Here is a 12302-nt window from a genome sequence, read left to right as displayed (position 1 = left end):
CCGACGGCAAGATCCGCAGTGACGCATTCTCGGCTTCGCAGGGTGTGCTTCACAGCGGCAAGTACATAGTCGCCACGGCTGCGTCCAACGTGTCGGCTCAGGTCGCCGGCAGGATTCAGCTCAACAACCCGCTGGCGGCGACATCGCTGGGCATCAGCCTCGAAACCGAGGTCAACGTACCCGATGCGCCGGTGGGCGGCGGCTCATTCAGCGAAAGCAGCACACCGTCACTGGGCGCTGCTGAGGGCGGCGTTGTTCAGAAGATCAAGCTCGTCATCAACACGGTGCTCGACTCGATCTCGTACGGCTTCAGCTTCATCGCCAACATCTTCGCTGACTTCACCGCATGGCTGGGCTTTGGTAACTACAACTTCGACATCGTAGAGCGCACGACCGAGGGTCTGGCGCAGCGCACGAGCGTCGGCGTTCAGGTTGACTCGACGGTCAACAGCTTCACGACCTCTTACGCCAACGCGGTCCTGCCTGCGAATCACCCCAGCGGCAAGCCGATCATCTCCAGCATGAGCTTCGGCTTTGCCACGTTCGGCGCCGACCTGAAACCTGCGGTCACACTCGATGTTCTGCGGATGCTCTGGGCGGGCGCGCCGGAAGGGGTCGGCTCTTCGATCGATGACATCTCGGTGGTCTTCAAGGATCTGGGCACCGGTCGTGAGACGGTGGTCCAGGGCAATCAGATCATTCAGGTCAACGCCCAGCAGATCAAGATCGCCATTCCGCCAGGCGTGGTGCTGGGCACCTCGACGGTTCAGGTTCGTCGGCATCAGAACGTGATGGCTCCTGGCCCGAGCGGTCCTCCCGTCGCGACGCCGGAAGATGTCATCAGCGCGCCGGTCATGATCCGTCCGGAGAGTGTGTATGTCTTCTCCGCTCTGTCGAGCAATAAGGGCGTGGCTGTCATCGACGGTAATACCTTTGATCTCAAGGCTCGCATCCAGCTCGACGGCGGGGCGTACACCGGGGCACGCTCGGTGGCGATCACCCGTGACGGCACGCGCGGCTACGTGGCGATGCGCAGCTCCGGAAAGATCGCGGTCATCGACGCCATCGCGTTGCAGCAGGTGGATATCGATCCCAGCACGCCTGCGGTGGACAACATCGCGCTCCCGGCGGGGGCGGCACCGTTCTGGGTCGCCACCGACGGCGACGGTTCGTATCTCTACGTCTCCGATGAATACACAGGCTCGGTGTACGTGATCGACACGCGCATTGGGTCGGCGACCTATCACAAGCACATCCGCACCATCAACGTGGGCACGGCAGCCAAGGGCCTGCGCGGGATGGCGGTCAGCAAGGACGGCCAGCGGCTTTTTGTCGCGGCTCCGGGCGACACGCTCTTTGGCGGTCAGGCCAGCAGCGGTGTGCCGGGCAAGGTGTACGTGATTGATGTCCAGTCGGACAGCAGCACTCTGTGGAATGTCGTTGGTGCGGTTACGGCGGGCAGGGAAGTTTACGGTGTGGCGGCTACCTCCGATCCGCGCACGATGATGGTGACCGACCGTAAGTCAGACACCAATGGCTTCGGCGTGATCGACGCCAACCTCGGCATCACCTACGTAGGCCTGAACCTCGGCAGCAACAGCGACTACCTGGACGCCAACAATGCCGAGGGTGTCGTGGCACTTTCGGACAAGACATTCGCGTTCACCGCGAACTACAACGCCTTCCTGCAAGGCGTACCGTCGCACGATTTCGCGATGCATCCGGGCAAGGAGATCGGCGGCAACATCGGCATCATCATGGATCCATTCGGTCCAAACCGCCGACTCGTGGCGGTGACTCGAATGGTGGACACTTCGTTCCCTGACAGCATCGCGCTGTCGCCGGATGAAAAATACCTCTACATCGGCTACCGCTCGGCGCACACGATTTTTGTGTACGACGTGGATGCGATCAAAAACGCCATCGCGACCCATGCTGACTTCTTCCTCGAGCGCCAGCCGCTTGATGAGCTTGAACCGAGCGTGTTTGTCCGCGAGATCGTCACGGGCGGCCTGCCTAGCGGTATGGCCACGGGCAACGTATCCGTGCGCAATCTCACCCCGGACCTGGCGGTGCAGGCGTTTACCCCCAACCCGGTGCCTATGGGCGCGGCCAGTACCATTTCCTACAAGACGCAACTGGTTGCCGGCAGCAAGCTCGGCGCAGCCACGTCGTGGAAGGAAGCATTGTGGCTCACCGACGACGGCGCGGTGGACGGCAACGGCTGGGAATACAAGCTGGGCGAAGCGACGTTCTCATCGGTCGGCGATCACCAGATCGAGGTGACGATGCCGGTCCTCGCCGATGTCGCGGGAGTCAACAAGGTCACCATCGACATGCTCAAGACAGGCATGAAGTGGGTGCTTCTGGTTGATTCGGATGATGAGATTTTTGAAGCAGACAAAGTCAACAACCGCGCGGTAGCCGAGCTGAAGCTCAAGCTGCCCGATCTGGTCGTGCAGGAGATCATCCCGCCGGTGCTTGCGTTTAACAGCAAGCTGGGCAACCTGACCTACAAGGTCAAGAACAACGGCAATACCAAGCTGCTGCCGACCGACGATTGGGAAGAACAGCTCTGGTTGGGTACCGATGACAACGTGCTCGCGCCCGACGATCTGGCCAATGGCGTCTGGCACGTCATGGTCGCCTCCGGTGCGCAGCTTGTGGGCACGAACGGCCCGCTGGACGTGGGGCAGACACAGACGCGAACCCTCAAGCCAGACCTGACCGGCATTGAGCTGCCCAGCGGCATTAATCAGGAGTCGCTCAAGTGGATCGTGCTGCTTGACCGTGAGGTCGGCCAGACCGAGGAACAGGCCAAGCCCGGCAAGGTTCTTGAACCGCACGACATCGACAACGCGCTGACGTACAACAACAAGTTCTCCGTGGACGCGGGTGAGATCGATCTGGACCCGATCAAGGTCGTCGCCATCGGCGGACAGTTCACCTACAACGATGCGCTGGAACGCTTTGAGTACAACGGCGAAATTCAGGTCGGCTTCAAGCCCAACAAAGACACGAACGAAGCCTTTGTCCCGCTGCTCAAGCTCTCCGGCCAGATGTGGTACAACCGCGACGAGGTTTACGCCAAGGGTGTCTTCTCCTCGCTGGTGGGCGGGATTACCGCGCCGCTGTGGAACGGCGAGTGGCATTTCAACCTCACGCAGAAGATCGTTAACGCATTCGATGAAGTCAGCCAGGACCTGGCAGGTGACTACACGCTCGGCGGTGTCGAGTTCAAGTTCGCCGGGATGAAGTTCGTCAAGGCACCCGGCGCACCTGTCACCGATGCGCACATTGAGTTCCGCGGTGAAGCCAAGCTGCCCGATCGTTTAGGCGGCTGGACCTTCAGCGTCAACAGCGAGAACGATTACCTCAAGTTCTCCGCCAACGGATTCCAGCTTGTCGGCGGCATCCACCTCGATGCCGGCAAGGACTACAAGGCTGATCTGGGCGGATTCAAGATTGAAGCCAAGGACATCTGGGGCAAGTACGAACCCGGTTCGACCCCCGGCTCGCTGGGGACATTCAAGCTCGGCGGTCAGTTCCTGCTGCCGCAGTGGAATACGACCGTCGATGTTCTCGAGCAGAAGAATCAGTACTTCCGCTTCACGGTCAACACCAGCGGAGAGGTCGAAACCGGCTTTGTCGGTCAGATGAAGATCGATGCTGTTCAGATCAACACCGACTGGTCGGTCAAGAAGATCGTGCTCGACCTCAACAGCGAGGTCGATGCGTGGAAGGTCACGGGCAAAGCCGAGGTCCACGGTCCCAACGGCGCGCTATTCAACATGAAGGTGAAGATCACGCCTGCGGCGGGGATCGAGCTTTCGCTGGATCTGGCACCCAATGCGACACCGCCGACATTCAAGCTCTTCTCGATGGATGTCGCGCCGACGAAGTTTGTCTTCCGCTCCGACCGCAAGCCCGGTCAGGGTGAGGATTGGGATCCGGAGCTGGAGGTGGCAGGCAAGATCACGCTGCCGCTGAATCTGACGGGCCCGAAGGCGGAGATCCTCGGTCTGGACGGCCAGGGCGAGTTCTACTTCGACGTCCCGCAGGACAAGCCGATCAAGATCAACAAGGACGGCGTCGAAATCACCGACGGCGAGCTGTCTGTTTCCGGTAAGTGGAACATGAAGCTCTTCAACGTGATGACGGTGAAGCTCGAAAATCTCAAGCTCAAGTTCCACATCAGCCCCGCGGCGCGCTGGGCGGAGTTCCGCGGCAAGCTCACGTTCCCCAACGTGCAGAACTTCACGTTCGATTTCTCCGGCCCGGACAACTACATCAAGCTCACCGACGGCGGCGATCCGGAAGTCGTCGGCGCGATCAAGTTCGACGGTCCGGTCAACATCACGCAGGACGGTAAGTGGAATCTCAAGAAGATCGAGATCACGGTCGATTCGGTGAATAACAAGTACACCGGCAAGGGCACACTGCTGGCCAACGGCAAGGCGATCCTGATCAAGGTCGAGATTACAGTCGACAACTTCATCATCGATGTGAAGACATCCCCCGGCCCTGAGTTCCAGCTCATGGGTATGGACTTCGACATCACCGAAGCCAAGCTCATCGCCGACCGCAAGCCCGGCGAAGGCGAAGATTGGGATCCGCAACTGGAAATTCGCGGCAGTGTCAAGCTCCCGGCTGCCCTGGGCAACCTCACCGTGGATGTCAACACCGGCAAGGGTGTCATCATCAATGGTGACGGCTTGTCCGTGGACGGCGGCAAGATCCTCCTGCCCGGCAACAAAAAGATGAAGGCGGTCAACCTGATCGACTTCACCATCACGGACGCTTCGATTAACTTTGACCTCTCGACTCCGGGCCAGGAGTCGGCGGAGATCAAGGGCACCTTCAAGATTCCGTCGCTCAACAACGCGACATTCAACTTCAGCGGAAACAATTACCTCAAGCTCAAGAACAGTGATGCCGGCATCGATGTGGGTATCAAACTCGATTTCCACCTCGATGAGCTGCCGATCTGGAACGATTGGAAGCTCCAGGACATCGATCTGGCGGTTGAGAAGCCGCTGGGCACGGACCTCTCGCAGGCTACCGCCAAGGGCACTGCAAAACTCAAGACCCCGAATCAGACCATCGGTGTCGAGTTCGAGTATGCCGACGGCGGAATCAAGGAAATCTCGATTACCACGGACGAGGGCGATGACTTTACTCTCGCGGGTGTCGCCGTTGACGTGCGCAAGCTCACGATTGTGCCCGATCGCAACCCCGGAGTAGGCGAAGACTTTGACCCGGATATCAAGATTCAGGGCAAGCTGACCCTGCCCGACAAGTTCGGCGGCATCGTCGTCGAAATCGCGGAACCCAACGTCGTCGAGGTCAACAGCGACGGCATCTCCATCAGTGGTGGTGCCATCACCATCCCTGACTTCGACATTACATTCTTCGGCCTCAAGATTCACGGCGAAGGTCTGAAGATCAGCTTCTCCACCCAGCCGGTGATGAAGTTCAAGATTCAGGGTCTGGTCAATCTGCCGCAGGTGTTCGACCTCGAAGCAGACTTCCGCGAGGAGAACGGCGGGTACATCCAGATCACCGAGGAGCCGGGCGGACTGCCGAAGGTGGACGTGATCGGCAAGATCAAGCTGGAGGATGTGAAGATCGTTCCCGGCGTGTGGGAGCTTGAGAAGGCGATGCTTGAGATCGACACAGTGGCCGGTCTGATCAAGGGCGAAGCGAAGATCAAGATTCCGCCGGGAATGTCGATCGACGCCGGCCTGGGTTTTGTGGACGGCAAGCTCAACTTTGTGAAGCTCGAATACTCGCCTCCGCCGCCAGGTATCGCCATCGGTACGACCGGTGCGTTCCTCCAGCTCATCGGTGGGCAGGTGGATCACATCAGCCAGAACGGAAGCCCGCCGATCGAGTTCGGCGGCCACATCGGCGTCAGCGCCGGCCCGACGGTCAATATCCCGCTGCCATCATGGGCGGGTGGAACCTTCGAGGGCGTGTTGGTCGGTCTGGATGTCGAGGGCAAGCTCGACAAGAACAAGATCGCTGCGGACGGCACGATCAAGATCATCAGCGGTCTGGCGACCGGCCACGGCCATGCAGAGTTGAACTGGAACCAGGGCTTCCTCAAGGCCAATGGTGACTTCACCATGGCCGGCGGTCTGGTCACGATGACCAGCAGCTTCACCGCGGATTCAAGCATGAATCTGTCGATGTACGGTGATGCGACGGTGCATCTGCCGTCGATCCCGCTCACACCGCTGGACGGTCAGACACTCGGCGGAAGCAAGGGGATGCTCACCACCAACGGCGGCAATGGCTTTGTCGCCGGCTGGGGCACCGCCACGCTGCCGATCGTCGGTGATGTCGTCCTTGGCGTGCAGGTCAACTTCGACGGCAGCTTCAACATCATCAACAGTCAGGAAGAAATCCCCGGCCTTGGCGGTGCTTCCATCAGCTCGGCGAGTTCCGCCGGTGGAGTGGGGGCTGCGGTCGAAGGGCTGGACTTCGGCGCGGCTGCGGCGGCGACGCGATCCTTCAACGTCGGCGCCGACGAACCGAGCCTCATGATCTCAGCACTGTGGGAAAACGAGGCCCCTGACACGATCCTCGAAATCGAGGATCCGCTGGGCAACATCTATCTGAGCAACAACCTGCCCGTTTCGTCGGATGTCGCACTGGTTGATTTCTACTCAGGCGATACGAGCAAGACGGTGGTGTTCCGTAATCCGGTGGAAGGCACCTGGACAGCCCGGATCGTCAACGCGGACGCGCTGGGTACGGTGAAGTTCAAGGCATTTGTGGAGTCGGTCGCTCCGACGGTCGGCATCGTGTCGCCCTCGACTACGGTCACCGGCCCGTCGGTGCAGCTTGAATACAACGCGGTCGATCCTGATTCCGACGCCAGCGTCGCGCTTTATTACGACACGGACGCCAGCGGATATGACGGCGTACTCATCGCCGACGCCCTGGGCGAGTTTGACGGTGTCTCCGGCTACAACTGGGACACCTCGACAATGCCCGCGGGCGACTACTACATCTACGCAGTCGCCAAGGACGGCAATAACGCGCCGGTCTTCTCCGCCTACTCGACCGGTAAGGTCCACGTGGAGAACGGCCCGGCGGCGCAGATCAGCGGCACGGTCTATGAAGACCTCGCAGGTAACGGCGTCAAGGACGCGACTGATCCGGCCATGGCAGGCTGGACGGTCTTCCTCGACCAGAACGACAACAACATTCTCGACAGCGGTGAGATCAGCAGAGTCACCGATGCGCAGGGTAATTACGCCTTCAGCGTGCCTTCACAGGCGACCTACCGTGTCGTACAGGTGGCGCAGTCCGGCTACGTTCAGTCTTCGCCCAGCGAAGCGGCAAACACGGTCGAATTGCTCCTGGGTACGGATGCGCCGAACCAGAACTTCGGTGTCTTCCGCTCAGCAACGGTCAGCGGCACGTTGTTCAACGATCTCGACGGCGACGGCCAGCTTGATGCGGGCGAACCGGGCCTTGCCGGACGGACGGTCTTCATTGATGCCAACGATGACGGCCAACTCAACGTCGGCGAGCGTTCGATGATCACCGATGGTCAGGGCATCTACTCATTCGATAACCTTGGTCCGGGCGTGGTCAGCATCCGTGAGTTGAAGCAGGACGGGTGGACATTCACGCCGGCGGCGGTCGTGGCCACGACGAGCGGGGCGACAGCGACAGCCAACCTCGGTGCGTTCGAGCTTGGCAGCATCAGCGGCCGTGTCTTTACCGACGCCAACGCCGACGGCTCGTTCAACACGGGTGACACGGCGATGTCTGGCCGTACCGTGTTTATCGATGTCAACGGCAATCGCACGCTTGATGCCGGTGAGGTCAACACACTCACCGACGTCAACGGCAACTACTCGTTCACGAATCTGGCTGCGGGCACTTACAGCATCTCGCAGGTGATCGTCGGCGGATTCACGGCTCCGGCTCCGTTGGGCGGCGCGTACAACATCACGATCGATCAGAGCGGCGAAGATGCGACGGGTAATGATTTCGCCAATCGTCCGCCGGGCCTGCTCAATGGTTCGTTCGATATTCCCGCGGGTCAGGCCGGCTCAGGCTGGATCATCCGCGGTAATGCGGGCGTGCAAAACGGTCTGGGTCAGCTCGGCGAAGGCGATCCGCTCTTCTCCGGCTTGGAGCAGACGTTTGTCATCCCGCAGGGCATCAAGGTTCTACGCTTCACGATCATCACCGCGGACCTCAACGCGGAAAGCTTCAACCCGTCGGATGCGTTCGAGGCGGCACTGGTTGATCCGCAGACGCTCCAGCCGCTGGTCCCGGTCATTGACCTGTCCAACAGCGACGCGCTGCTGAACCTTCAGCACAACGGCCAGTTCTACCTGGGTGAACTGACCTCCAAGCGGTCGGTTGGCGGCTCGGATCTGGGTGCCAGCGCGGTTGTCACCACCGTGGATGTGGACCTGAGCCACCTGACGGCCGACACCGCGGTGACGTTGAAGTTCGATCTGCTTGGCTTCGGTGCCAATAACAGCCTCGTTCAGATTGATAACGTCCAGCTTCTCACCGATGCGAGCCAGCCGCCGATCCTTGCGGTTGATCTGGCTACGGTGAGTGACTCCGGCACCGCAGGCGATCATGTGACCAACATCACGCCTGTCACCATCGTGGGCGTGTCTGATCCGTCAACCACTGTGCTGCTCGATGCGGACAACGACGGTGCATTTGACGATGGCGTCACTGTGACAGACGCCAGCGGCTCGTACCACTTTGATAACGTGATCTTGGTCGAAGGCACCAACACGATCCGCGTGCAGGCGACGAATGACACCGGTCCGTCAGAGGCATCGGTCGTGATCACCCTCGACACGACGCCGCCCACACAGCCGGTGTTTGATTTCGACCCTGCTTCGGATACCGATCCTGATGGCGACCACACGACCAGCCACTCGGTGGTGAGCTTCGTCGGCCAGACCGAACCGGGCCTGATCGTTACCCTCGTGGGTACGGGTCAGACAGCGGTCGCCGATCAGACCGGCAGGTTTGTCTTCACCGACATTGCGCTGCCTGATGGCGATAGCACCTGGACGACTCAGGTCAGCGATGCAGCGGGGAATACATCCAGCTTTACCTCGACGTTCACCCGTGTCGCACCCAACGAGACGGATGCTCCGGTCATCACGGCTGGGCTGCTTAACGATACGGGCAGCAGCGCTACTGACGGCATCACTCGTGACCCCAGTGTCAAAGGCACGGTCAGTGACGCCAGCCCGATCGCGGCTTTCCTGGCCGGCATTGACGGAACGCCGCTGGCGAACTTCGTCAATGTGCTGGCGGATCTGATCGGCGGCGGGTTCAACTTCAGCGCTTCCCGCATGGCGGAGATCAACGGCAGCCCGCTCAGTCAGGGCACTCACACCCTGCACCTGCGTGCAACCGATGATTACGGCAACATCTCGCCGGTCTTCGATCTGACCTTCACACTCGACAACAACGTCACTCAGCCTGTCTTCGACCTGGCGCCAGATTCGGATACCGATCCGGATGGCGACCTGGTGACCAATGAAGCAGTCGTGACGCTCATCGGTCATACCGATCCGGGCGAACGGGTTACGCTCGTCGCATCCGGCGATACCACGTTCGCGGATCAGAACGGCACCTTCACCTTCACAGGCATCCTGCTTGTGCCGGGTGAAAACTCGTTCACCGCCAAGGTGACCGACCTGGCCGGCAACGAGCTCAGCTACACCGCGACGATCACCCGCACCGTGGTGACGGACACCGATGCTCCGGTCATTACCGCTGCACTGGTCGCCGATACCGGTGTGGATGCCAGCGATGGCCTCACCAACGACGCCCGCATCACCGGCACGGTCACGGATTTCAGTGCCATCACCAGCTTCGTGGCTGGGTTCGACGGTACACCCGTGGCAAACTTCACCAACGTGCTGAGCGATCTGGCCAATGGTGTGTTCAACTTCAGCGTGGCGCGGCTTGAGGAAATCAACGGCGGCCCGCTGGCTGACGGCGTCCACACCCTGCACCTGCAGGCTACCGATTCAGCGCAGAACACCTCCTCGGTCGTGGATCTGACCTTCACGCTTGATCGCACAAGCCCGACGCTGATCCAGCCGATCGTCGTCAACAAGGGCAATGCTCAGCGGTCGTTCATCGTGCTGGAAATGAGCTTCAACGAGGCTTTGGCCGGCACGTTGACTCTTGATGATCTCGTGCTCCTGCGCAATGGCACGACCAATGTGCCGTTGACCGGAGCACTGCTCACCATCGATCAAGCGACTAACAAGGCGACGCTCGATCTCCGCAACGTCGCAGGTCTGACCGATGGCGAGTATGAGCTGCATGTGCTGCCCGACAACGTCACCGATGCTGCCGGTAACACGCTTGATGTGGACGGTGACAACCTCGGCGACGGCCAGACGGGTAAGTTCGCGGCAGTCGCGTTCTTCCGCCTGCTCGGTGACGCCAACGGAGATCGCGTGGTTAACGGCCTCGATCTCCTGCTGGTGCGCAAGACGCTCAACAGAGTAGTCGGTCAAACGGGTTATAACGTCAACGGTGATGTCAACGGCGACGGTCTGATCAACTCCGCTGATTCGACAGTCGTCGGCAACAACCTCAACCACACCGTGCTCCAGCTTACGCCGGCGCATCTGGTGGTCGAGGAGTCCAGTGACATCGCCAACGATCGTGCGCTGACATTCGGCAGTCACCTCGTGGGTACGGGTGAGTCGCTGGATGTGGTGCTCCGTAATGACGGCCAGAAGCCGCTCACCATCGCTGCACTGCAGATCATCGGTGCCGATGCGGGAGATTTCTCGTACAGCGTAGTTGGTCAGGAGACTACGTCCGGCTTTGTGCTCTACGCGGGCGAGTCCCGAATAGTCCGCGTGAGCTTCACCGCAGGCGGAACGGGTGCCCGTGCTGCGAGCCTCAGGTTCTGGCACAACGACACGACGCAGGCCAGCCCCGCAGCGATCACGCTTGCAGGCACGGGTGATGCTCCGGTGCAGGGTGGTAGCTTCCAGGTCAATTCCTTCGGGTCCGACTCGGAGGAGATCACCGTCGTTACACCGCCGAGCAATCCTGAGGTCACCGGACAGGGTACTGCGACGGCAGAGCCGCCGTTCACCCCGCCGCAGGAGCCGGACGTTGTTCCGCCGGTGGCGGTTGGTTCGACGGAGACCCCCGTGGTTGATCCGGTGCCGACGGTCGTCAACGGACCTGATCTCACCGGTCGGTTGTCGAAGATCTCTCTGCCCAGCGTGATTGTGCCGGGTGATACGGGTTCCGTGAGCTATGTGGTGACCAACAGCGGCAATCTTCGCGTCCGCGGCCGGATGGATACCGCTATCTACGCTTCGACCGATGATCTGCTCGATTCGAGCGACGTGCTGATCACAGTTGTCGATCACGATATCAATCTTGGATCACAAGCGAGCATGAAGCTCAACTCCAAGATCACGATCCCGACGACCTTGGCTGCGGGCAGCTACCGTCTGCTGCTGGTCACGGACTCTTCAAATCAGATCGTCGAGATGGATGAGAGCAACAATGTCACGGCCAGTGCTTCGGCTCTGCCGGTGGCCTGGAAGTTCGGCAATTTCGACGGTCGCAGCAACGTCACCCTCAAACTTCGTGACGATCAGGGGCAGGACGTGAAGTTCAGCCTCGGCGGCAAGGGCATGGGCCAGGTCACGGGCGACGCATCACTCTTCAATCTGGCGGTCAGCGGTACTGATTCCAGGACCACGGTCAAAGTCGCTGGAACCTCAAGTCAGCCGGCGCATCTGGGGCAGATCAATCTGATGGGGCCGCTCAAGAGCTTTGACGGCACGACTGCGAGCCTGCTGGGAGATCTGACGACATCGAACAGCAGGATCAAGGCTCTGACCCTCCACTCAGTGGGTACGCCATCGCTGCTCGAAAAGATTCGGAGTATCGGCTCGATTGACAAGTTCAAAGTCGTCGATGATTAAGTGACCAACCTGACGAATCCTTTCCGGCGAGTCCCTTCAACAAGGATGCGCCGGTTTTTTTTGCTGGATTGTTGCGCGGCAGACGACGGAAAGCTGGCGGTGAGAGTTCGGGCAATCATTCCCCGCGGCGTGTCGGAGTTCATGCGCAGCCGTGACGCTCAGCAGCGAAGGGTGGTTGTTTTGTCGCAGCGCGAAATTGTGCTGCGCGATTATCTTCAAACTGTTGATTTATATTTTGCGGCAGGTATAAATGAGCGTGTTGATTCTTGTGATGGCCTTTTGAGCGAGGAGAAAATTATCTGTCACGGCTTACATGAGATGCGGTAA

2 protein-coding genes (1 of these 2 only partly in view) are annotated in these 12302 nt (G+C 60.1%); both read left to right on the top strand.

Features of this window, described 5'->3' with window-relative positions; translation table 11 throughout:
• On the top strand, positions 1-11975 hold the final stretch of the coding sequence (locus IT444_10630) for a tandem-95 repeat protein (GenBank protein ID MCC7193224.1). The gene continues 23656 nt to the left of window position 1, outside the view; only the last 11975 of its 35631 coding nucleotides appear in the window; the start codon falls outside the window, past its left edge; its stop codon occupies positions 11973-11975.
• Entirely contained in the window at positions 11976-12302 is a 327-nt protein-coding gene (locus IT444_10625) for a hypothetical protein (GenBank protein ID MCC7193223.1), read from the top strand.

Source organism: Phycisphaeraceae bacterium (genome assembly GCA_020851465.1).
GTDB lineage: Bacteria > Planctomycetota > Phycisphaerae > Phycisphaerales > Phycisphaeraceae > JADZCR01.
Note: the sequence above shows the minus strand (reverse complement) of the source record. Positions and strands in the feature narration are given on the sequence as shown.